19 protein-coding genes are annotated in these 22,130 nt (G+C 63.6%); 5 read left to right on the top strand and 14 right to left on the bottom strand.

The features are described from left to right. The first annotated feature begins 543 nt into the window (after nt 1–543). From IVB23_RS00265 to IVB23_RS00255, 3 genes are all read left to right on the top strand, one after another. Nucleotides 544–2,529, top strand: coding sequence for a PAS domain S-box protein (locus tag IVB23_RS00265; protein WP_247802158.1), 1,986 nt, complete (start codon nt 544–546; stop codon nt 2,527–2,529). Next, on the top strand, nt 2,526–3,200 hold the full coding sequence (locus IVB23_RS00260; RefSeq protein WP_247802157.1) for a response regulator transcription factor: 675 nt from the start codon (nt 2,526–2,528) through the stop codon (nt 3,198–3,200). The genes IVB23_RS00265 and IVB23_RS00260 overlap by 4 nt, the downstream gene beginning before the upstream one ends. A 95-nt stretch (nt 3,201–3,295) precedes the next feature. Then, on the top strand, nt 3,296–3,682 hold the full coding sequence (locus tag IVB23_RS00255; RefSeq protein WP_061881813.1) for a response regulator: 387 nt from the start codon (nt 3,296–3,298) through the stop codon (nt 3,680–3,682). Between the two features lie 9 nt (nt 3,683–3,691). Here IVB23_RS00255 and IVB23_RS00250 read toward each other — a convergent pair whose 3' ends face one another. From IVB23_RS00250 to IVB23_RS00195, 12 genes are all read right to left on the bottom strand, one after another. Continuing rightward, nucleotides 3,692–4,663, bottom strand: coding sequence for a tripartite tricarboxylate transporter substrate binding protein BugD (locus IVB23_RS00250; RefSeq protein WP_247802156.1), 972 nt, complete (start codon nt 4,661–4,663; stop codon nt 3,692–3,694). 181 nt (nt 4,664–4,844) lie between these two features. Then, on the bottom strand, nt 4,845–6,086 hold the full coding sequence (locus IVB23_RS00245) for a threonine synthase (RefSeq protein ID WP_247802155.1): 1,242 nt from the start codon (nt 6,084–6,086) through the stop codon (nt 4,845–4,847). Nucleotides 6,087–6,229: 143 nt separating this feature from the next. Further along, the gene (gene lpdA / locus IVB23_RS00240; RefSeq protein WP_247802154.1) at nt 6,230–7,651 is read right to left on the bottom strand and encodes a dihydrolipoyl dehydrogenase; all 1,422 of its coding nucleotides are present in this window, start codon (nt 7,649–7,651) and stop codon (nt 6,230–6,232) included. A gap of 124 nt (nt 7,652–7,775) precedes the next feature. Continuing rightward, nucleotides 7,776–9,125 (bottom strand): pyruvate dehydrogenase complex dihydrolipoamide acetyltransferase, encoded by a 1,350-nt coding sequence (locus tag IVB23_RS00235; protein WP_247802153.1) that lies wholly within the window; start codon nt 9,123–9,125, stop codon nt 7,776–7,778. Between the two features lie 64 nt (nt 9,126–9,189). After that, nucleotides 9,190–9,642 carry a nucleoside deaminase gene (locus IVB23_RS00230; protein WP_247802152.1) on the bottom strand — a complete coding sequence of 151 codons (453 nt, stop codon included), beginning with the start codon at nt 9,640–9,642 and terminating at the stop codon, nt 9,190–9,192. 2 nt (nt 9,643–9,644) lie between these two features. Further along, entirely contained in the window at nt 9,645–9,947 is a 303-nt protein-coding gene (locus tag IVB23_RS00225; RefSeq protein WP_061881819.1) for a DUF5076 domain-containing protein, read from the bottom strand. Nucleotides 9,948–9,950: 3 nt separating this feature from the next. Continuing rightward, nucleotides 9,951–11,342 (bottom strand): pyruvate dehydrogenase complex E1 component subunit beta, encoded by a 1,392-nt coding sequence (locus IVB23_RS00220; RefSeq protein ID WP_247802151.1) that lies wholly within the window; start codon nt 11,340–11,342, stop codon nt 9,951–9,953. A 29-nt stretch (nt 11,343–11,371) separates the two neighbouring features. Beyond that, on the bottom strand, nt 11,372–12,394 hold the full coding sequence (gene pdhA, locus IVB23_RS00215; RefSeq protein ID WP_061881821.1) for a pyruvate dehydrogenase (acetyl-transferring) E1 component subunit alpha: 1,023 nt from the start codon (nt 12,392–12,394) through the stop codon (nt 11,372–11,374). Between the two features lie 225 nt (nt 12,395–12,619). Beyond that, nucleotides 12,620–14,137, bottom strand: coding sequence for an aldehyde dehydrogenase (gene adh / locus IVB23_RS00210; protein WP_247802150.1), 1,518 nt, complete (start codon nt 14,135–14,137; stop codon nt 12,620–12,622). A 329-nt stretch (nt 14,138–14,466) separates the two neighbouring features. Then, nucleotides 14,467–15,426, bottom strand: coding sequence for a GAF domain-containing protein (locus IVB23_RS00205; RefSeq protein WP_061881823.1), 960 nt, complete (start codon nt 15,424–15,426; stop codon nt 14,467–14,469). Nucleotides 15,427–15,644: 218 nt separating this feature from the next. Beyond that, complete coding sequence (locus IVB23_RS00200) at nt 15,645–15,962, bottom strand: septum formation initiator family protein (protein ID WP_061881824.1); 318 nt, start codon at nt 15,960–15,962, stop codon at nt 15,645–15,647. 101 nt (nt 15,963–16,063) lie between these two features. Next, entirely contained in the window at nt 16,064–16,951 is an 888-nt protein-coding gene (locus IVB23_RS00195; RefSeq protein ID WP_247802149.1) for an AraC family transcriptional regulator, read from the bottom strand. 358 nt (nt 16,952–17,309) lie between these two features. Between IVB23_RS00195 and IVB23_RS00190 the strand changes: the two genes are divergently transcribed. Beyond that, nucleotides 17,310–18,947: an NAD(P)/FAD-dependent oxidoreductase gene (locus tag IVB23_RS00190; protein WP_247802148.1), complete on the top strand. Its 1,638-nt coding sequence runs from the start codon at nt 17,310–17,312 to the stop codon at nt 18,945–18,947. Between the two features lie 51 nt (nt 18,948–18,998). Continuing rightward, a complete protein-coding gene (locus IVB23_RS00185; protein ID WP_247802147.1) occupies nt 18,999–20,192 on the top strand; it encodes a serine hydrolase domain-containing protein in 1,194 nt (397 codons plus the stop codon). Between the two features lie 97 nt (nt 20,193–20,289). Here IVB23_RS00185 and IVB23_RS00180 read toward each other — a convergent pair whose 3' ends face one another. Both IVB23_RS00180 and IVB23_RS00175 read right to left on the bottom strand, forming a co-directional pair. After that, nucleotides 20,290–20,841, bottom strand: coding sequence for an NAD(P)H-dependent oxidoreductase (locus IVB23_RS00180; RefSeq protein ID WP_197966401.1), 552 nt, complete (start codon nt 20,839–20,841; stop codon nt 20,290–20,292). Nucleotides 20,842–21,017: 176 nt separating this feature from the next. Then, nucleotides 21,018–22,016, bottom strand: coding sequence for an MBL fold metallo-hydrolase (locus tag IVB23_RS00175; protein WP_247802146.1), 999 nt, complete (start codon nt 22,014–22,016; stop codon nt 21,018–21,020). Nucleotides 22,017–22,130: the final 114 nt, after the last annotated feature.

Below are 22,130 nucleotides of genomic sequence, written 5' to 3'. Positions count from 1 at the left end.
TCTTGGAGCAGAGCGCGGTGCGCCAGGAATAGTAGCGGATCAGGCCAAACTTGCCGCCGCACACCGCGCAGCCATTGACTGAAGAGCAACATTCGGACTCGGATCGGCCACGCTCAGGAAGCACCGATGTCACGCACATTGTCGTCTTCCTCCCTTGCTCGCGCTTTGCCAGTTCGTTTCGTGCGCTCGCTGCAATACGCCCGATGGTCGTGAGGCTATTCCCCAGGGCACGAGACGCTCAATTGTACGGAGGTAAGTGACCGGTATGACTAGGAATGGAGGAGCTATACCTAGGTTTGTCCGTACTCGCCCGGGGGCTCCCCGCCGGCTCATGTGCAACGAGACGGCGCACGATGCTCCAGCCGCACGGTCACCGTGAAAATCTTGCCGGCATGGCGTACGTGATGCTGCGCACTGGACGGGGCGGCAGCGGTCAAGTCACAGGCGAACGCATGACTGCCCATCCGAGCTTGGCGGGAATTGCTCGTCCCGCTGCAACGTGCTCTACTCGTATTCACGCAGAGAACGCCGGGAGCATCTGCGATGAAGCCTGGCCGAGCAGCGACATTCGGGAAGTCAGCCGCGCAATTCCTCGCCGGCTGCGTAAGGCAAACCGCAACCCCTAAGCCGCGCAGCGAGCCCGATGGTGACGACCTGCTCGAGGCGGTCAAGCAGTGGCAGCAAGTCTTCGAGCACACCCCGGTCATGTACTTCATGGTCGATCCGGCCGGAACCGTGATCAACGTGAACACGTTCGGCGCCGCGCAACTGGGCTACGCCGCCGCGGAACTGATCGGCCGATCGGTGCTGGACGTCTTCTTCGAGGAGGATCGCGACCTCGTCCGCGCGTGTGTCACGCTGTGCCTTGAGACCGTCGACCAGTCCCACACCTGGGAGATCCGGAAGATACGCAAGGACGGCTCGGTGCTATGGGTGCGCGAGAATGCCAAGACCATGCTGCGGGCGGATGGCGGACCAATCGTCCTGATCGCCTGCGAGAACATCACCGAGCGCAAGGAAGCCGAGAATGCGCTGCGACAGAGCGAGGCCTATCTCGCCCAGGCGCAGCAATTGAGCCACACGGGCAGTTTCGGATGGAAGGCCGCAACCCGCGAGATCACCTGGTCCAAGGAGACCTACCGCATCTTCCAGTGCGACGAGGGAACCAAGCCGAAGATCCCGTTCATGCTCCAGCGAATCCATCCGGACGACCGGCTCGCGGTGCAACAGACAACGGCTCGGGCCGCGCGAGAGGGAAAGGATTACGACCACGAATACCGGCTCGTGATGCCCGACGGCTCCATCAGGTACGTCCGGGCGGTCGCCCGCGCGATGCGGGATTCGAACGGGTGCGTGGAGTTCGTGGGATCGGTGACCGACATCACGGCGACCAAAGAGGCAGAGCGCAGACTGCGCGCGAGCGAGCAGCGCTTCCGCGACTATGCCGAAACCGCCTCCGACTGGTTCTGGGAAACAGGGCCAGACCATCGAGTCACCCAGATATCGGAACACTCCGATACCATGACCGCTCCCGCCGGCCTGATCGGACTCACCCGTTGGGATATCGCTCCTGACGCCGATCTCGAACCGGAGAAATGGCAACAACACCGGGCAGCGCTCGACGCCCACGTCCCCTTCCGTGACCTGGTGTATCGCAGCAAGGATCGCAGCGGGCAGACGATCTACGTCCGGACCAGTGGCAAGCCGTTCTTCGACGCCGAAGGCGCTTTTCTGGGCTATCGTGGCGTCTGCACTGACGTAACCGCGGCCATCCGGGCCAATCAGGCCGAAGATGCTCTGCGCAAGGCCCAGGCCGAGCTCGCCCATGTGACACGTGTCACGACCCTGGGTGAGCTGACCGCTTCCATTGCCCACGAAATCAATCAGCCGCTCGCCGCTGTGATCGCAAACGCCGACGCCTGCCTCGCCTGGCTGCAGCGCAGTCCGCCCGACCTCCAAGCGGCCGGCCGCTCCGTCGAGTGGATCATCGAGGATGGCACGCGTGCCAGCGACGTGATCCGTCGCGTTCGAGCGCTCGCCAAGCGCTCCGACATCGACATGGCTCCGCTAGACGCCAATGTCGTCGTACGGGAGTCGGTGGCGCTCGTTCAGCGTGAGATGGCAAGCCACGCCGTGTCGGTGCGGATGGAGCTGTCGTCGGCACTGCCGAAAATATTCGGCGATCGAATCCAGTTGCAACAGGTCCTCATCAACCTGATCATGAACGGGATCGAGGCCATGGAAGACGTCCATGATCGCCCGCGCGAGCTGGCGATCCGTTCGGCGGCGAGCGGCGATGGCGCGGTGCTGGTGAGCGTTTCCGACTGCGGAGTCGGCATCAGTGAACAGGCAATAGACCGCCTGTTCACGCCGTTCTTTACCACGAAGTCCACCGGCATGGGCATGGGGCTGTCGATCTGTCGATCCATCATCGAGGCGCACGGTGGACGGCTTTTCGCCGTCCCCAACCAGGAGCACGGCGCGACCTTTCAGATCACCTTGCCCTTCCATCGGGAGGAAACTTCGTGACCCAGCGCGGGGAACCTCCGTCGCCGCAGGAGGACGACGGCGATCAGCCAATCGTCTTTATCGTCGACGACGACGCGTCCATGCGCCGTGCGCTCACCAATTTATTCGAGTCGGTTGGCCTCAAGGTCGAAGCATTCGGCTCGGCACCACAACTCCTCCACGCCAAGCCGCCGGAAGTCCCCAGTTGCCTCGTGCTCGACATCCGCCTTCCCGGAGCCAGCGGCCTTGATCTTCAATCCGATCTTGCCAAGGCGAATATCCACACGCCTATCATCTTCATCACCGGTCACGGTGATATTCCCATGACGGTTCGGGCCATGAAGAGCGGCGCGATCGACTTCTTGACCAAGCCGATCCGCGACCAGGACATCCTGGATGCAGTCCAGGCCGCGATCGAAAGAGACCGCAAGCGCCGCGACCTCAACAGGACGGTCTCGACCGTGAGATCCCGCTTCGAGTCACTGTCCTCGCGGGAGCGAGATGTATTGTCACTGGTGACGGCCGGCCTGATGAACAAGCAGGTGGCCGCCCAGCTCGGATTGGCGGAAATCACCGTCAAAATCTATCGCGGCCAGATCATGCGGAAAATGGGCGCGAAGTCGCTGGCCGATCTGGTGAGAATGAGCGAGGCGCTCGGGATAGGGTCCAACAAGCCCGACGCACAAACCTAAGTATGAGTTTCCAATCGCAACTGGCAGGTCCACCTTACCGGTTTATGTATGGCCGTGGCGACGGCGAACGTGATGCCGGGTGAGGAGCGGACGTCTTGTCAGCGGCTTCGGTCATTTCAGTGCTTGACGACGACCCTTACGTGCGGGCCGCTATCAACAATCTCCTGGAATCACGCGGGTACGTCGTCCACACATTCGCGTCAGCCGATGAGTTTTTGAGGTCGTCCGATTCGAATGGCACCTCGTGTGTGATCGCCGACGTGCAGATGCCGCTGATGACCGGAATCGATCTGTTGACGCAGATGCGCGCGCATGGTTCGGCGACGCCGTTCATCTTCATCACAGCCTTTCCGGATGAGAGCGTGCGGGTGCGTGCCCTCAAAGCCGGGGCAATCTGTTTTCTCGGCAAGCCGTTCGCCGCCTCGGATCTGATGCAGTGCCTGGACCGTGCGCTGGCGGCAGGTCACGAAACCTTGCAGTGAGCGCCCGCTTCAATCCACCTTGATGTTCGCCGCCTTGATCATCGGCCACCATTTTGCGATCTCGGCCTTCTGGCGGGTGCCGAGCGCTTCGGGCGTGAGCTGATCCTTGGGCGTCATCTCCAGGCCCTGGCTTTCGAGCTGCTTCCTCACTCCGGGATCGTTCAGCGCTTCGACGGCGGCTGCATTGAGCTTGGTCACGATCTCCTTCGGCGTGCCCTTCGGAACCCACATGCCCGACCACAGCGTCATATTGAAGCCTTTCAGGCCGGCCTCCTCTGCGGTCGGAATGTCGGGCGCCGAACGCAGGCGCTTGTCGTCGGTGATGGCATAGGCGCGGATGGTGCCGGCGCGGACCTGGTTGATGGAGTTGGAGGTCTGGTCGACGATGAGGTCGATCTGGCCGGCGATGAGGTCGTTCAGCGCGGGCGCGGTGCCGCGATACGGCACGTATTGCAGTTTGATGCCGGAGACGTTCTCGAGATAGACGCCCGCGATATGGCTGCCGGAGCCCGCGCCGGCGGTGCCTGCGGTCGGCGGCGACGGCCGCGACTTCAGCCAGTCCAACAGCTCCTTCAGCGAGGTCGCAGGTACCGCGTTCTTGCTGACGACGATCATCGGATTGCTCGGCAACAGCACCACAGGCTCGAGGTCGGCGACGAGATCGTATTTGAGCTTGTAGACGGCACCGTTGGCGACGTGGGTGCCGAGGTGGCCGAACGAGATGGTGTAGCCGTCCGGCGGCGATTGCACGGCGCGAGCGACGCCGATCGAACCGCCCGCGCCGGTGACGTTCTCGATCACCACGGGCTGCCCCAACGTCACCCGCATCCGGTCAGCGAGGACTCGCGCCATAGCATCCGACGGTCCGCCGGCGGCGAAGGGCACGATGACGGTGATGGGACGTGAGGGATAGTCGTCGGCGCGCGCGGCGCCGGTCACAGCGAGAATAGCAATCAGCGCAGCCCAAGCGGCCTTCTTCATTGTCTTCTCCCCAGCGATGTCGTTGTTTTTTTGGCCTCTGCCCGCGTACGGGAAGAGGGATCGTTTGTAGCGCAGTGCCGCGCTAAAGCGCGATGCGATTAGGATGAAACGTCATCGCGCTTTAGATTGTTGTCTAGCATGATCTTTTCGGAAAACCGCTGCGCACTTTTCCGGATCATGCTTAGAACTGCGCGTAGTCGATCGGCTTGTGACGGTCGAGCGTGCGGGTGACCGGCGGCAGCGGGTACTTCAGGCCGGTCGCGCAGTTGAACAGCATCACGCGATCGGTCTTGCTGACGCGGCCGTCGGCGAGGCTCTGCTTGTAGGCGGCGTAGGTGGCGGCGCCCTCGGGACACAACAGCAGCCCCTCCTCGCGCGCGACCTCGTTCAGCGCCGACGAGATCTTGTCGTCGTCGACGGCGATCGCAAACCCCTTGCTCTCCCGCACCGCGCGCAGGATCAGAAAATCGCCGATTGCCTGCGGCACGCGGATGCCCGACGCAATGGTGTGGGCGTCCTCCCAGCGCGTGGCGTGCTCGGTCCCGGCTTCGTAGGCGCGCACCATCGGCGCGCAGCCCGACGCCTGCACCGCAACCATGCGCGGGCGCTTGCTTCCGATGAAGCCGATCTTCTCGAGCTCGTCGAAGGCCTTCCACATGCCGATCAGGCCGGTGCCGCCACCGGTCGGATAGAAGATCACGTCGGGCACGTCCCAGCCGAGCTGCTCGGCGAGCTCGAGGCCCATCGTCTTCTTGCCCTCGATGCGGTACGGCTCCTTCAAGGTTGAAGTGTCGAACCAGCCGACTTTTGCCTTTCCTTCACCGACGATCTTGCCGCAATCATCGATATAGCCATTGACGCGGTAGACGGTCGCCCCCTGCAGCTCGATCTCGCTGACATTCACCTCCGGCGTGTCGGCCGGGCAGAAGACCGTGGTCTTGATGCCGCAGGACGTCGCATAGGCCGCCAGCGCCGCGCCGGCGTTGCCGTTGGTCGGCATCGCCATATGCTTGATGCCGAGCGCCTTGCCCATCGACACCGCCATCACGAGACCGCGCGCCTTGAACGAGCCGGTCGGTAGCCGCCCCTCGTCCTTGACGATGATCTCGCCGCCGCCGAGCTTTGCGCCGAGCTTCGGCAGCCGGATCAACGGTGTGGTGACCTCGCCGAGCGAGACGATGTCCTCGCATTTGCGCACCGGCAGCAGCTCGCGGTAGCGCCACATGTCGCCGGGGCGCTGGGCCAGCGCATCCTTCGTCAGCGCCTTCTTCACGCCGGCGAGGTCGTAGCGGACAAGAAGCGGCTTGCCGGCCTTGGAAAGGTTGTGGACCTGATCGGCGGCGTAATGATCGCCCTCCATCGCGCATTCGAGATGCGTGACGAAGGTCGGGCGTTCGATAGTGAGATTGTCGTTGTCGTGCATGGGCTGATTTCCTTCTTATTCTGCAATCGGTTCTCTCTGCTCGTCATTGCGAGCGCAGCGAAGCAATCCAGAATCTTTCCGCAGAGGCAGCCTGGATTGCTTCGCTTCGCTCGCAATGACGGCGGTGGGCGACGATGGACCCGTCAAATATTCAACACCCTTCCATACGCATCCAGCACGGCTTCCTTCATCATCTCCGACAGCGTCGGATGCGGGAACACCGTGTGCATGAGCTCTTCTTCCGTGGTCTCCAGATTCATGGCGACGACGTAGCCCTGGATCAGCTCGGTGACCTCCGCGCCGACCATGTGGGCGCCGAGAAGCTGACCGGTCATCTTGTCGAAGATCACCTTGACCAGGCCCTGGTCCTCGCCGAGCGCGATGGCCTTGCCGTTGCCGACGAAGGGGAAGCGGCCGACGCGGATCTCGCGGCCGTTCTCTTTCGCCTTGGCTTCGGTGAGGCCCACGGACGCCACCTGCGGATGGCAATAGGTGCAGCCCGGGATCATGTTCTTGTCCATGGGGTGCGGGTTGAGGCCCTTGATGGCCTCGACGCAGATCACGCCTTCATGCTCGGCCTTGTGCGCGAGCATCGGAGGGCCGGCAACGTCGCCAATGGCATAGATGCCGGGGATGTTGGTCTTGCCATGGCCGTCGACGACGATGATGCCGCGGTCGGTCTTCACGCCGACCTTTTCCAGGCCGAGATTTTCGATGTTGCCGACGACGCCGACCGCCGAGATCACGCGCTCGAACTCGGTCGTGACAGGCTTGCCCTTGCCGTCGTCGATGGTGGCGACGACGCTGTCGGCCTTCTTCTCCAGCTTGGTCACCTTGGTCGAGGACATGATCTTGATGCCCTGCTTCTCGAAGCGCTTGCGGGCAAGGCTGGCGATCTCGGCGTCCTCGACGGGCAGGATCTGCGGCAGCACCTCGACCACGGTGACGTCGGAGCCCATGGTGTGGAAGAAGGAGGCGAACTCGATGCCGATCGCCCCGGAGCCGACCACCAGCAGCGACTTTGGCATCCGCTCCGGCACCATCGCCTCGAAATAGGTCCACACCAGCTTCTTGTCGGGCTCGAGCCCCGGCAGCACGCGCGGCCGCGCACCGGTCGCGACGATGATGTGCTTGGCCTGGTAGGTCCCCTCGCCCAGCGCGCCCTTCGGGCCCTCGACGTCGGACTTCTTCACGGTGATCTTGCCGGGCGCGTCGATCGAGGCCGCGCCCCAGATCACGCTGACCTTGTTCTTCTTCATCAGGAAGCCGACGCCGTCGTTGAGGCGCTTGGAGACGCCGCGCGAACGCTGCACCACGGCCTTCGGATCGAACGAGACCTTCTCGGCGGAGAGACCGTAATCCTTGGCATTCTGCATGTAGTGATAGATCTCGGCCGAACGCAGCAGCGCCTTGGTCGGGATGCAGCCCCAATTCAGGCAGATGCCCCCGAGATAGGATTTTTCGACGATTGCCGTCTTGAACCCGAGCTGGGCGGCGCGGATCGCGGTGACATAGCCGCCGGGACCAGAGCCGATGATGATCACGTCGAAGGATGTATCGGCCATTGCGGCTCCCCGAAGTTCGTAGGGTGGGCAAAGCGAAGCGTGCCCACCGCCTTCCAACCCAAAGAAACAAGGTGGGCACGGCGCGTTGCGCCTTTGCCCACCCTACGAATTCAACCCTCGCGGCTCACACCATCATCATGACGGGGTTTTCGATCAGCTGCTTGAAGGCGCCGATCAACTCGGCGCCGAGCGCGCCGTCGATGGCGCGGTGATCGCAGGACAAGGTCACGCTCATCATGTGCGCGATCTCGATCTTGCCGCCGCGCACCACGGGACGTTCCTCGCTGGTGCCGACCGCGAGGATGGTCGCATGCGGCGGGTTGATCACGGCGGTGAAGTGGCTGATGCCGTACATGCCGAGGTTGGAGACCGCCGTGGTGCCGCCCTGATATTCCTCGGGCTTCAATTTGCGGGATCGTGCGCGCGCGGCAAAATCCTTCATCTCGTTGGAGATGGTCGAGAGCGTCTTGGTCTCGGCCTTGCGGATGATCGGCGTGATCAGGCCGCCGGGCATCGCGACGGCAACACCGACGTCGGAATGGTGATGCTTGACCATGCCGCTTTCGGTCCAGCTGACGTTGCAGTTCGGGATCCTCTGCAGCGCCACCGCCATCGCCTTGATGACGAAGTCGTTGACCGAGATCTTGTAGAGCGGCTTCTTCTCATTGTCCTTCGGCGCGGCAGCGTTGATCTCCTCGCGCGCGGCGAGCAGCTTGCCGATGTCGCAGTCGATGGTGAGGTAGAAGTGCGGGACGTTCTGGATCGACGCGGTCAGGCGCTGCGCAATGGTGCGGCGCATGCCGTCATGCGGGACAATGTCGTAGGAGCCGGGCTCGAACAGCGACAGGATCTGCTTGTCGGACATGGTCGGCGCGATCGAAGGCGCGGGCGACGGAGCAGCAGCAGGGGCCTTGAGGCCCTTGCCCGATTTGGCCTGCTCGACGTCGCGGGCGACGACGCGGCCATGCGGGCCGGTACCTGCAATCATCGAGACATCGATGCCGGCGTCCTTGGCCAGGCGCCGCGCCAGCGGAGACGAGAACACGCGGCCACCATGGCCGTTGCTTTGCGCAGCCGGCGCTGCCGCCTGCGGCGCAGGTGCAGCCGCGGGCGCCGGAGCGGTCTTGGGCGCAGCAGGCGCAGGAGCCGGTGCAGTAGCAGGTGCTTCAGCCGCTTTCGGCGGCGCGGCCGAGGCGCTGGGCTTGGCGCTGCCTGCCGCCTTCACGTCCTCGCCTTCGCCGGCGAGCACGGCGATCACGTCGTTGACCGGGACATCCTGGGTGCCCTCGGGTACCAGGATCTTGGCGATCGTGCCCTCGTCGATCGCCTCGACTTCCATGGTCGCCTTGTCGGTCTCGATTTCGGCGATGACGTCGCCGGATTTGACCTTGTCGCCTTCCTTCTTCAGCCACTTGGCGAGGTTGCCCTTCTCCATCGTCGGCGAGAGAGCGGGCATCAGGATGTTGATGGGCATGCTGACCTCAAGAAGAACTTTGCAAAACGTCGTCTTTCGACAGCGAAGACGAACGGACCAGGTTTTAGTTGCCGATGTCGCCCTGCCACAGGCGCTCATTGGCAGGGATGGAACGCCAATTCTTCATCATCGTGATGGAGCTGTCGTCGGCAAGGTCGATCCAGGGAATGCCGAACTTGTCGAGAATGTCCTTGGAGCCTTCGAAGGTGACGGATTCCCCGATCACCACCAGCTTGACCCTGAACAGCCCGAGCGCGCCCGCGCACATCGAGCATGGCGACAGCGTCGTGTACATGACCGTGTCGTGGAACGAGATCGCGCCGGCTTCGCGCAGGCAGCTCATCTCGCCGTGCAGGATCGGATTGTTCTCCTGCACGCGGTTGTTGTGGCCGCGGGCGATGATCTTGTTATCACGCGTCAGCACCGCGCCGATCGGCAAGCCGCCCTGCGCGATCGAGGTCTCCGCCTCGCGGATCGCCTCGAGCATGAAATCGTAATGATAGGATTCGATCGCCATGGTCAGTGTCCTTTGCCGCGCGGCGTCGTCGTGCCGGTGTCGGTGGGACGCTCGATCTCGGCCTGGAACATGTCGAGGATCCGGTTCAACGCGTCCTCCTCGGTGTATTCGCTCTCGCGCGCATAGGCGCGCGCGGCATGGCGGGCGAGATCGACGAGCAGGAGGCCCCACATGTCGGGTTCCTCGAAGGCGCGCTGGAACGCCATCGACAGCCCGCCGTCCAGCACGAACACGCGCAGGATCTCGACCGCGTCCTCGCGGTCCATGACGTCGGGTGGCAGTGGCTGCTCCTTGGGGCCCGCCATGATCTACCTGTAGCAGACGGCTTTGGCGGCCTCGACGACTTCCGCCGCCGACGGCAGCGCGAGCTTCTCCAGGTTCGCGGCATAGGGCATCGGGACATCCTTGCCGGAGACGCGCGCGACCGGCGCATCCAGATAGTCGAAGGCGTTCTCCATGATCCGCGCGGCGATCTCGGCGCCGACGCCGCTCTGCGCCCAGCCCTCTTCCACCGTCACGGCGCGGCCGGTCTTCTTGACCGAATTGACGATGGTCTCGGTGTCCATCGGGCGCAGCGTGCGCAGGTCGATCACCTCGGCCTCGATGCCGTCCTTGGCGAGCTCGTCGGCGGCCTTGAGCGCATAGGTCATGCCGTTCGACCAGGAGATGATGGTGACGTGGCTGCCGGAACGCACGATGCGCGCCTTGCCGATCGGGATGATGAAATCATCCAGCTTGGGCACTTCGCCGGTGTGACCGTAGAGCACCTCGTTCTCGAGGAAGATCACCGGATTGGGATCGCGGATCGCGGCCTTGAGCAGGCCCTTGGCGTCGGCTGCCGAATACGGCGCGACCACCTTCAGGCCCGGAATGTGCGAGTACCAGGACGAGTAATCCTGGCTGTGCTGGGCGGCGACGCGCGCGGCCGCGCCGTTGGGTCCGCGGAACACGATCGAGCAGCCCATCTGGCCGCCGGACATGTAGAGCGTCTTGGCCGCGGAGTTGATGATCTGGTCGATCGCCTGCATGGCGAAATTGAAGGTCATGAACTCGACGATGGGCTTCAGGCCGGTCATCGCGGCACCGACGCCGACGCCAGCAAAGCCGTGCTCGGTGATCGGGGTGTCGATGACGCGCTTGGCGCCGAATTCCTGGAGCAGGCCCTGGGTCACCTTGTAAGCACCCTGATACTCGGCGACCTCTTCGCCCATCACGAAGACGTCGGCATCGCGGCGCATCTCTTCGGCCATGGCGTCGCGCAGCGCTTCGCGGATGGTCTGCGTCACCATCTCGGTACCGGCGGGCACTTCCGGATCCGGCTCGGCAACGGCCTGCGGGGCAGAAGGCGCGGCCTTTGGCTGCGGCGCCTCGGCCTTGGCGGCGGCAGGCGGCGCCGACTCGGCAGCTTTCTCCTGCTTGGCCGGCGCGGACGCCTTGCCGAGATCAGCGGCGCTCTCCCCGTCGGCGAGAATGGTGGCGATCGGCGTGTTCACCGCAACGTCGGCGGTACCCTCGGGGATCAGGATCTTGCCGAGCGTGCCCTCGTCGGTCGCCTCGACCTCCATGGTCGCCTTGTCGGTCTCGATCTCGGCGATGACGTCGCCGGACTTGATCGTCTCGCCCTCTTTCTTCAGCCATTTGGCGAGGTTGCCCTTCTCCATCGTGGGCGACAGCGCGGGCATCAGCACTTGAATTGGCATATTGGCTCCAAAAGAAAGCTTGCGCGCGTTCAGCGGTAAACGTCGGTCCAGAGCTCGGCGGCATCCGGCTCGGGATCGTGCTGGGCGAAATCGGCGGCGGCGTTGACGATGTCGCGCACTTCGGCGTCGATCGCCTTCAGATCCTGCTCGCTGACCTTCGCCGCCAGGAGGCGGTTGCGCACCTGCTCGATCGGATCCTGGTCGTGGCGGACCTTCTCGACCTCCTCGCGCGTGCGATATTTTGCAGGGTCGGACATCGAATGACCGCGATAGCGGTAGGTCTGCATCTCCAGGATGAAGGGACCCTTGCCGGCGCGGCACCAGGCCGCCGCCTCCTCGCCTGCCGCCTTCACGGCACGGACGTCCATGCCGTCGACCTGCTTGCCGGGGATGTTGAAGGAGACGCCGCGCCTGGAAAAATCCTGCTGCGCCGAGGCGCGCGAGACCGATGTGCCCATGGCGTAGCGGTTGTTCTCGATGACGTAGATCACCGGCAGCTTCCAGAGCTCCGCCATGTTGAAGCTCTCATAGACCTGGCCCTGATTGGCCGCGCCGTCGCCGAAATAGGTGACGCTGACATTGTCGTTGCTGCGATAGTGATTGGCAAAGGCAAGACCGGTGCCGAGCGAAACCTGGGCGCCGACGATGCCGTGGCCGCCGTAGAAGTGCTTCTCCTTGCTGAACATGTGCATGGAGCCGCCCTTGCCCTTGGAATAGCCGCCGCGGCGGCCCGTAAGCTCGGCCATGACGCCGTTGGCATCCATGCCGGTGGCAAGCATGTGGCCGTGATCGCGATAGCCGGTAATGACCTGGTCGCCCTGCTTCAGCGCCATCTGCATGCCGACCACCACGGCCTCCTGGCCGATATAAAGGTGACAGAAGCCGCCGATCGCGCCCATGCCGTAGAGTTGGCCTGCCTTTTCCTCGAACCTGCGGATCAGGAGCATGTCGCGGAGCGCCTTGAGCTCCTGCTCCCTGGTGAATTCCGGAGGCGAACCGCCGTCGGTCTTGTCCTGTGGAGGGCTTGCGGCGGCTTTCTTGGGGGCGGCCATGGGAATTCCGGGTCAGAGAAAACTTTCGCCCTCTCTAACCCAAGTCAATCGCGTGCGAAAGCACCGCGGCGGCATGGCACGACTTTCATTATGCCGCACTGCAATGTGATCGAAATATTGCAAAATCTTTGGCGCCGATCGGGCAACAAATCTATGCACGCGCGGGTGCGCGCGGATTCGTGAGCGGACGGCGCCGAACTGACGCCGTCCGCTCCGCCTGCTCGATCAGAAGAAGCCGAGCTTCTTCGGGCTATAGCTGACCAGGAGGTTCTTGGTCTGCTGATAGTGATCGAGCATCATCTTGTGGGTCTCGCGCCCGACACCCGACTGCTTGTAGCCGCCGAAGGCCGCATGGGCTGGATAGGCATGGTAGCAGTTGGTCCAGACCCGGCCGGCCTGGATCTCCCGGCCGAAGCGGTAGCAGCGGTTGGCGTCACGGCTCCAGACGCCGGCACCCAGGCCGTAGAGCGTGTCGTTGGCAATCGCGAGCGCTTCCTCGTCGGTCCTGAAGGTCGTGACCGAGACGACGGGACCGAAAATCTCCTCCTGGAAGATTCGCATCCTGTTGTGGCCCTCGAACACGGTCGGCTGGACGTAGAAGCCGCCGGCGAGATCGCCCGCGAGCTCGGCACGGCCGCCGCCGGCCAGCACCTTGGCGCCCTCCTCCTTGCCAATGTCGATATAGGAGAGGATCTTGGACAGCTGCTCGCTGGATGCCTGCGCACCGATCATGGTCGTGGGATCGCGCGGATCGCCCTGCTTGATCGCGGCGACGCGCTTCAGCGCCCGCTCCATGAAGCGGTCATAGATATCCGCGTGGACCAGCGCCCGGCTCGGACAGGTGCAGACCTCGCCCTGGTTCAGCGCGAACATGACGAAACCTTCGATGGCCTTGTCGAAGAAGTCGTCGTCTTCGGCGATGACGTCCTTGAAGAAGATGTTCGGCGACTTGCCGCCGAGTTCAAGCGTAACAGGAATGAGGTTCTGGCTGGCGTACTGCATGATCAGCCGGCCCGTCGTGGTCTCGCCGGTGAAGGCGATCTTGGCGATGCGCGGGCTGGATGCCAGCGGCTTGCCAGCCTCGAGGCCAAAGCCGTTGACGATATTGAGGACACCGGGCGGCAGGATATCCGCGATGATCTCGGCCCAGACCATGATCGAGGCCGGGGTCTGCTCGGCGGGCTTGAGCACGACGCAATTGCCGGCGGCAAGCGCCGGGGCGAGCTTCCAGCAGGCCATCAGCAGCGGGAAGTTCCAGGGGATGATCTGGCCGACCACGCCGAGCGGCTCGTGGAAATGATAGGCGATGGTGTCGTGGTCGATCTCGCCGATCGAGCCTTCCTCGGCGCGGACGACGCCGGCGAAATAGCGGAAGTGATCGATCGCGAGCGGCAGGTCGGCGGCGCGGGTCTCGCGGATCGGCTTGCCGTTGTCCCAAGTCTCGGCAATCGCAAGGCGCTCGAGATTCTCCTCCATGCGGTCGGCAATCCGGTTCAGGATCGCGGCACGCTCGGCGACGCTGGTGCGGCCCCAGGCGGCCTTGGCGGCGTGCGCCGCGTCGAGCGCCGCCTCGACGTCCTGCGCGTCGGATCGCACGATCTTGCAGACGATCTGGCCGGTCACCGGCGAGGCATTGTCGAAATATTTGCCGGAGATCGGCGCCACGAACTTGCCGCCGATGAAATTGTCGTAGCGTTCGGCAAAAGGCACTTTGGTGACGCTGAGGAATTCCACCTTGTTCATTGATCACTCCCGATGTTTGTGCTTGCGCAATTCGTCGCCTGGTCGCGACTTGCGCCGACGATGTCGCGGGAGGTGTTTTCTGTCAGCCCGGGCGGGAGCGATGGTGGGGCGGACCTGTCGCAGTTCTGCGACAGTCGTGGCGCGGCGCCGCTCTCGTGTCCCGGCCGCGCTGCAACGCTCTTAGCGTTGCTGCGCCGAGCCGGATCCAGAAGGCGGCACGGGAGAATGCGGCAATATGGGCCCCGGCTCAGCAGCGCACCGCGTCGCAAGAGCGACGCGCTGCGCTGCGTCCGGCGCACGAGACCTGCGTTTCGAGCAAGCAGCACGGCTCAGTGGTTCAGCTCGAACCGCTTGAGCTTCCTGTGCAGCGTGGCGCGGCTGACGCCGAGGGCCTTGGCGGCTGCCGACACATTGCCGCCGGCGCGAAGCAGCGCCCGCTGCAACACGGCGCGCTGGCCGCCGGCAAGGTGATCGCGTGCGGTATCACCGCCGAGAAGGTCGGCGGCAGGCACCGGCTGCAAGGCCCGGCCGGGCGCGATTCCGAGCGCCGCCCGGGCGGAGCGGGTCGCGCCAATCACGAGATCGTCCGTATCGACCGCAACGAGGCCGCTGCAACTTCCGTCCGCAGCTTGCGTCAGCACGATGCGGGCGTCGGCAAAAGCCTTTCGAAACAGGTCGGCCTCGATACGCTTGGCCGCCTCGCCCGTCGCGAGTGCGATCAGGCTGGCGAAGGCGTCGGTGCGGTCGGCGCGGCAGGAGGAGACGTCGAGCACGCCCGCGAGCGCCGCCTCATGATCGTAGATCGGAACGGCGGTGCAGCTCAGAAGCGTATTGCGGGCAAAGAAATGCTGGTCGCGATCGATCGTCAGCGGACGCTGCTCGACGAGGCAGGTGCCGATGCCGTTGGTGCCCTCGTGCTCCTCGCTCCAGAGCGCACCGGTCCACAGCCCCCAGGACTGAAACGTCGCGTCATCCGCCACCGTGCCGCGGCGATCGACCGGCACGCCCTCGCCGTCAGCGAGCAGCACGCAGCAGCCCGCGGCGCCGACGGCCTGATAAAGCCGGTCCATGGCGCCCTGCGCGGCCGCCAGAAGCGGCGCGATGCGCTCGCGCGCCTGCTGCAGCTCGGTCTCGGTCAGCCGCATCGGCGCGGCGTGGCCGCCGGGATCGAGATGATGCAATCGGGAGGAACGGCGCCACGAGGCCACGAGCGCGGACCGAGCCGCCTGGCCTGACGCGATAGCGGCCTCGACACGGGCCGCGTGATGCCGGGGCATTGGCCCATTCATCACGGTTTCCTCCAGATTTTAATTGTAGGACGCGCCGGTGCTCCCCGGTTGATCTGCGTCAACTTCAGCGAGCGCCAGCAAAGGCATGAGCCCGCCGCGGCGCCGCCGTCAAGGCAATTGCCCGGTTTCAAGGTTACGACCTTCGCAGGAGGCAACGGCTAGCTTGGCCGGATTTCAGCAGCAATGTTGCGTTCCGCTTTCGAAAGCTGCGGAAAACGCTACTTCGCCGGGATCATCCGAACGAGATCGCGCGGATTGACATAGTCGAGCTGGAAGCGCGCCCGCTCGTCCAGCATGTCCGGGTCGATCCGCTGGGACCGCAGCAGCGACACCCGCTGCTCGCTCCTGGCATGCTCGCGCTTGAGCTGGGCCAGCTCGCTGGTCAGCGCGATGATCTCCTGGTCGAGCTCCTGGCGGGCGTTGAGGCCGTATTTGCCGGTATAAGCGTTGACGCCGAAATAGCCGACGATCGCCGCCGCCATCGCATAGAGAGCAAGACCGGTCAGGATCGATTTCAGGCGCGCGCGTGAGACCATCCCGGGATGATGGGACAGGTTGGTTAAGGGAGTGCTAATTCCACGCCATCGCCTACCCAAGCTTCATGGTCAGGAGCGGGTCCGATGGTGGCGCAGCAAACCTAACTCAGGCAGTTCCTGCGATATTCTGCCGGCGTGATGTTCAGGTGTCTGCGAAAGATCCGGTTGAGATGGCTCTGATCGGAAAATCCGCTCAAGAGCGCAATCTCCTTCAGAGCGAGCCGGTCCTTGCGCAGGTGTTGGCACGCGCGCTGCACCTTGCGGCTCAGCACATAGGCATGCGGCCGCATGCCGTAGTGCACCTGGAATTTGCGCGCAAACTGCACCGGCGTGCAGTTGCAGATATTGGCGAGTTCCTCGAGCGTGATGTTCCTCGAGATGTTCTGCTCGATATAGTCCTCGATCAACCGCGCATGGGCTGGCCTGAAGCGCCCCTGTGCACAGGGCATCCTGAATTGCACGGAGGCGTATCTTCGCAGGAGGTGCACGCTCGCCTGAAGTGCCAGCGCGTCATAGCAGAGCCGCCCGCCCGGAGCTCCTTCGGACACCTCCTGCACCATGCGGTCGCCGATCCAGGTCAGCACCGGGTCCTCGATCCTGAGCAGGTCGTGAAGCTCGATGCCTTCCGGATCGCGGTCGAACGCTTCGCTCGCAGTCTTCGCCATCAAAGTCGGAGAAATGTAGAAGTGGCTGACCTCGATGTCGTGGCTCCAGCGCCAGTTCGAAGGCTCCGCACGCGTCAGCAGTGTCGTGACGCCGCGGCCGACATGATCCTGCTTCCAGAAGCCGGTCACGCGGCGATTCATAGACGTCGTGCCTTCACGGTACACGACGATGAGGAAGTTCTCGTTTGGTGGGACCCAGATGTCGGATGGCGCATAGCGGAAGACACGCAACCGAAAGTCGGATTTGCCCACCGCCGAACTGTCCAGCATCAGCTCGCCGGGCGCGTAGCGTGGCAGCTCCTCGACCGTGATGAATTGGCCCATCGCGCGAGCCTCCTCCTTGGGATTTTGTGGCGCGGTTGATTTGCTTCCGCTTCTCATTGGCCGAACGGCAGGACGGGAGCATAAGCCGGTTTTGCAGTTTGCCAAGCGAACTGTGTCGAGATCCGGCGCCGGGCTCCGTTCAAAGGATTGTCGATTCCGTTCAAGCCCCAAGGCTCGGCCGCCTCATAGCCTTGCTCGCGTTCCAGGCAGAGCAGGAGAAGCGGCGGAACAGCCGCGGGCCAAACGAGCCCATTCCATCGCTCTGCCGGGACCGAAAATGACGCGATGCACCAGCGTCCGATGATCTCACGGACGGGGGAAGGTCGCGTGCGCTCTGAAAACGTGAGGAGGAACGAATATGGAAACCGCAAGCAAGACCAATGGAAGCAACGGCGCGCGTGCGACGGCCAGGCTCGATGCGCTCGTGGTGGGAGCAGGCGTTGCCGGGCTCTATCAACTCTATCGTTTGCGCGAGCAGGGATTGAGTGTCAGGGCGATCGACGCGGCGTCCGGCGTCGGCGGCACATGGTACTGGAACCGCTATCCCGGCGCGCGCTTCGACTCGGAGGCCTACATCTACCAATACTTGTTCTCCGAGGAGCTCTACAAGGGATGGAGCTGGAGCGAAAAATTCCCGGGCCAGCCGGAAATCGAACGTTGGCTCAACTACGTCGCCGACCGTCTCGATCTCCGCAAGGACATCCAGTTCAACACGACGGTCAAGAGCGCCCATTTCAACGAAGCAACACAGCGCTGGCTGGTCACGACCGACGGGGGCGACGTGATCGACACCCAGTTCCTGGTCACCTGCTGCGGCATGCTCTCGGCCCCCTACGTGTCGTTTCCGGGCCAGGAGACTTTCAAGGGACGCCTGTTCCACACGGCGCGCTGGCCGAAGCAGCCGGTCGACCTCGCGGGCAAGCGCGTCGGCATCATCGGCAACGGCGCAACCGGCATCCAGGTCATCCAGACGATCGCGGGTGATGTCCGCCATCTCAAGGCCTTCGTCCGTACACCGCAATACATCATCCCGATGAAGAATCCCAAATACAGCGCGGCGGATGCGCAGGCCTACAAGTCCAAATTCGAGCACTTCAAGCAGCGATTGCCGCACACCTTCACGGGTTTCGAGTATGACTTCGAGCATGCGTGGGCCGGCCTGTCGCCCGAGAAACGCCGCGAGGTGATCGAGGATTGCTGGAATGACGGCTCGCTGAAGCTATGGATCTCGTCCTTCGCCGAGCTGTTCTTCGAGGAGGCGGTCAACGCCGAAATCTCGGAATTCGTCCGCGAGAAGATGCGTGAGCGGCTCAAGGATCCGAAGCTGTGCGATCTCCTGATCCCCGCGGACTATGGTTTCGGGACGCACAGGGTGCCGCTCGAGCAGAACTTCCTCGAGGCTTTCCATCGGCCCAATGTCGAGATCGTCAGCGTCAAGAACAATCCGATCGAACGCGTGACGCCAAACGGCATCCAGACCGCGGACGGCACGGTCCACGAGCTCGACATCATCATTCTCGCAACCGGCTTCGACGCCGGTACCGGCGCCCTGACGCGCATCGACATCAGAGGACGGGGCGGACGATCGCTCAGAGAGGACTGGGCCAGGGACATTCGCACGACGATGGGCCTGCAGGTTCACGGTTATCCCAACCTGTTCACGACCGCCGTGCCGCTCGCCCCATCAGCAGCGCTGTGCAACATGACGACGTGCCTGCAGCAGCAGGTCGAATGGATCGACAACTGCATCAGGTACATGCGGGCCAAGGACCTGAAGGTGATCGAGCCGACCAAGGACGCGGAAGACGGCTGGGTGGCGCATCACGACGAGATCGCCAACGCAACGCTGATCGCGAAGACCAATTCCTGGTACCTGGGCTCGAACGTCGAAGGCAAGCCGCGCCGCGTTCTCTCCTATTGCGGCGGCGTCGGCGCCTATCGCCAGAAATGCGACGAGGTGGCGGCGAGCGGCTACCAGGGCTTCGCCATGAACTGAGCGCGCGAAACGCATCGACCAGATAATTCCAATCCAGACGGGAGGACGATCATGATCATGAATTTTGGCGCAACAGCAGACGCCGTTCTCGACGGCGTCGTTACCTCGACGCCGCGCGTGCCGGGCGTCGTCGCGATGGTGACGAACCGCTATCGCAACATCTACGAGGGCGCGGCCGGCAAGCGCCGTCTCGATTCCGCGGCCGACATGACGACCGACAGCATCTTCGCCATCTTCTCGACGACCAAGGCGATTACCGGTACGGCCGTCCTGCAACTCGTCGAGGAAGGCAAGCTCGATCTCGACGCGCCCGCGAAGCGATACGCCCCCGAGATCGGCAAGCTCCAGGTGATCGATGGCTTCGACGATAAGGGCGAGCCGGTCCTGCGTCCGCCGAAGCGCGATATCACCACGCGCATGCTGATGACGCACACGGCGGGACTGAGCTACGATTTCATCAACCACACCTATAATCGCCTGGCCCAGGAAAAGGGTCAGCCCAGCGTGATCACTGCGACCAAGGCCTGCCTGATGACCCCGCTCCTGTTCGATCCGGGCGAGCGGTGGGACTATGGAACGAATCTCGATTGGTGCGGCCAGATCGTCGAAGCCATCACGGACCGACGGCTCGGTGACGTCTTCAAGACGCGCATCTTCGAACCGCTCGGAATCAAGGACATGACCTTCGAACTGACGGATGCCATGCGCCATCGGCTGGCCGGTATCCACGCGCGAAATGCCGACGGCTCGCTGACGCCGATGGATTTCGAACTGCCGGCCAAGCCCGAAATTCATATGGGCGGTCACGGTCTCTACGGCACCATCGGCGATTACATGCGCTTCATTCGCATGTGGCTGAATGACGGCGTGGGCGAGCACGGTCGCGTGCTCAAGGCCGAAACCGTGCGCATGGCGGAAAAGAACCATCTCGGCGACAAGAAGGTCACGCCGATCACCGGCGTCATTCCCGCGCTGTGCAACGACGCGGAGTTCTTCCCGGGCCAGTCCAAGTCGTGGGCGCTGAGCTTCATGATCAACGACGAGGAAGCTCCGACGGGACGTCCGGCCGGCGCGCTGGGCTGGGCCGGCCTCGCCAACCTGTTCTACTGGATCGACCGGCAGAACGGGGTCGGCGGGTTCTGGGCCACCCAGATTCTCCCCTTCGGCGATCCAACGTCGTTCATCGGCTACATGAACTTCGAGACGGCGTTCTATCAGAGCCTGAGGCAGCGCATGGCAAGTTAGACTTGCGCTCTCGAAGGTCCAATCGGACAGGCCGATCATTTGATCGGCCTGTCCCTCAGATTGCAGAGCTGCTGTCTGGCCGCCGGGTCGTTCGGCCTCAGCCCTGATTCTTCGCTACATGCGCGGCGAAGGCGTCGATGAATTGCTGCAGCACCGTCTTGAGGGAGTCCTTGGTCAGATTGCCGTCCGCGTCGAAGGCGTCGCCGACGCCACTGAGGTAGATTTCCGGCTGCTGGAGAACCGGACCGGAAATGCCCGGCAGAATGTTCTGCAGATGCTTGGCCGCGCTGACGCCGCCGAGCAGCCCGGGCGAGTTGGAGATGATGCCGACCGGCTTGCCGAGGAACGAGCTCTTGCCATAGGGCCGCGAGGCGACGTCGATGGCATTCTTCAGAACGCCCGGGATCGATCGGTTGTATTCGGGCGTGACGAACAGGACGCCGTTCGACTTCTGGAGCTTCTCGCGGAAGGCGAGCCAGTCCGCGGGCGGCGCGCCCTCGAGGTCCTGGTTGAAGAACGAAATGCCTGCCGGCGTGACGACCTCGAGCTTGAGCGATCCAGGCGCCAGCTTGGCGAGCGCATTGGCGATCTTGAGCGAGAAGCTGTTGTTGCGCAGACTGCCGGCGATCGTGACGATGTTGTAGGCCATGGAATGTCCTCGAGGGCTTGAGCGGGAGTGCCGTCCCGGCACTTAAGCCAACCGGACCGATGGATGCAAGTGCATGAATTGGTCGGATTTGGAAACGCTGCGTTTCGCGAATGCGGCCCAAACAAATCGGACCGCCAAGCGGCGGCCCGATGGTTCGCGCAAACGTCGCGTGCAAATCAGATCGTCGGATTCCACGCCGACGGGATCAGGCGATATTTGGCGCCGTCCTTCTCGACATGGCCGACCGAGGGAAAGGCGAAGTGAAAGCCGATCACGGTCGCCTTTTCTGCTGCCGCCATGTCGTAGAACTTGTGGCGCGTCGCCTGCGCCATCGCGGCGTCGTTGTCGAACACCACGTGCCAGTCCGGATTGCGCAGGAAGAACTCCGGAATGTTGGTGACATCGGACTGGATCAGCACCTTGGCGTCGCCCGAGGCGACTGCGAAGGAGGTGTGCCCGGGCGTGTGGCCGGGTGTCGCGATGGAGGTGATGCCGGGCGCGACCTCCTTGCCCCACTCGTACTTCGTCAACTTGGACTCGAGGCCGGCGAAGGTCTTCTTCACGTTGGCGAAGTAGTTCTTCATCATCGGATTGGCCTCGGCCTTGGCGGCGTTGTCCTCGCTGGTCCAGAACTCCCAGTCCTTGCCCGGCACCATGATCTCCGCATTCGGGAAGGCCAGCGCGCCGTCGGCCAAACGGATGCCGTTGGTATGGTCGGGGTGTAGATGCGACAGCAGCACGACGTCGACGTTCTTGGGGGCGACGCCGGCGGCCTGAAGGTTTTGCAGCGTGCGGCCGACCGCGCCCTTGCTGGCCTCGAAATTCGCAATGCCATTGCCGGTGTCGATCAGGACCAGCTTGGAGCCGGTGTTGATGAGCTGCGGATTGAACGGCACCGTGACCATGCCCTTCGGCATGTAGGCCGCCTCGCCGGCCGCGAGCGCCTCCTCCTTCGGAATGTTGACGACGAACTTGTCCGGCATCGGGAAGGTGCGCGCGCCGTCGTTGATCGAGGTGCACTCGAAGCTGCCGACCTTGTAGCGATAGAAGCCCGGCGCCTGCGTCCCGGCTTGCGGGGCTGAGGCATTCGCGGCGATGGGCCCGAACCCGGTGACAGCCGCCGCGCCCATGGCGGCGGCGCCGGTGAGCAGGTGACGGCGATTGAGATCGGTCATGGAATGTCCCTTCTGAGCGCCTTGCGGTTCTTCCGCTTGAAACGGCGGCGGAATAATCCCCCGCGTCGCTCAGAAGGCAAGACCCTCTTTCGGTGACGTGCCGTCGCACGTCAT

The sequence above is a fragment of the Bradyrhizobium sp. 191 genome, from assembly GCF_023100985.1.
GTDB classification, from domain to species: Bacteria; Pseudomonadota; Alphaproteobacteria; order Rhizobiales; family Xanthobacteraceae; genus Bradyrhizobium; species Bradyrhizobium diversitatis.
The sequence above is the reverse complement of the archived record's forward strand: the minus strand, read 5'-3'. Positions and strand labels throughout refer to the sequence as shown.

Bases quoted from the DNA above. Each gene is read 5' to 3' on its own strand.
- IVB23_RS00265 (WP_247802158.1), top strand. From the start codon at position 544: ATGAAGCCTGGCCGAGCAGCGACATTCGGGAAGTCAGCCGCGCAATTC.
- IVB23_RS00250 (WP_247802156.1), bottom strand. From the start codon at position 4,663: ATGAAGAAGGCCGCTTGGGCTGCGCTGATTGCTATTCTCGCTGTGACC.
- IVB23_RS00245 (WP_247802155.1), bottom strand. From the start codon at position 6,086: ATGCACGACAACGACAATCTCACTATCGAACGCCCGACCTTCGTCACG.
- lpdA (WP_247802154.1), bottom strand. From the start codon at position 7,651: ATGGCCGATACATCCTTCGACGTGATCATCATCGGCTCTGGTCCCGGC.
- IVB23_RS00235 (WP_247802153.1), bottom strand. From the start codon at position 9,125: ATGCCCATCAACATCCTGATGCCCGCTCTCTCGCCGACGATGGAGAAG.
- IVB23_RS00230 (WP_247802152.1), bottom strand. From the start codon at position 9,642: ATGGCGATCGAATCCTATCATTACGATTTCATGCTCGAGGCGATCCGC.
- IVB23_RS00225 (WP_061881819.1), bottom strand. From the start codon at position 9,947: ATGGCGGGCCCCAAGGAGCAGCCACTGCCACCCGACGTCATGGACCGC.
- IVB23_RS00220 (WP_247802151.1), bottom strand. From the start codon at position 11,342: ATGCCAATTCAAGTGCTGATGCCCGCGCTGTCGCCCACGATGGAGAAG.
- pdhA (WP_061881821.1), bottom strand. From the start codon at position 12,394: ATGGCCGCCCCCAAGAAAGCCGCCGCAAGCCCTCCACAGGACAAGACC.
- adh (WP_247802150.1), bottom strand. From the start codon at position 14,137: ATGAACAAGGTGGAATTCCTCAGCGTCACCAAAGTGCCTTTTGCCGAA.
- IVB23_RS00205 (WP_061881823.1), bottom strand. From the start codon at position 15,426: ATGAATGGGCCAATGCCCCGGCATCACGCGGCCCGTGTCGAGGCCGCT.
- IVB23_RS00200 (WP_061881824.1), bottom strand. From the start codon at position 15,962: ATGGTCTCACGCGCGCGCCTGAAATCGATCCTGACCGGTCTTGCTCTC.
- IVB23_RS00195 (WP_247802149.1), bottom strand. From the start codon at position 16,951: ATGGGCCAATTCATCACGGTCGAGGAGCTGCCACGCTACGCGCCCGGC.
- IVB23_RS00190 (WP_247802148.1), top strand. From the start codon at position 17,310: ATGGAAACCGCAAGCAAGACCAATGGAAGCAACGGCGCGCGTGCGACG.
- IVB23_RS00185 (WP_247802147.1), top strand. From the start codon at position 18,999: ATGATCATGAATTTTGGCGCAACAGCAGACGCCGTTCTCGACGGCGTC.
- IVB23_RS00180 (WP_197966401.1), bottom strand. From the start codon at position 20,841: ATGGCCTACAACATCGTCACGATCGCCGGCAGTCTGCGCAACAACAGC.
- IVB23_RS00175 (WP_247802146.1), bottom strand. From the start codon at position 22,016: ATGACCGATCTCAATCGCCGTCACCTGCTCACCGGCGCCGCCGCCATG.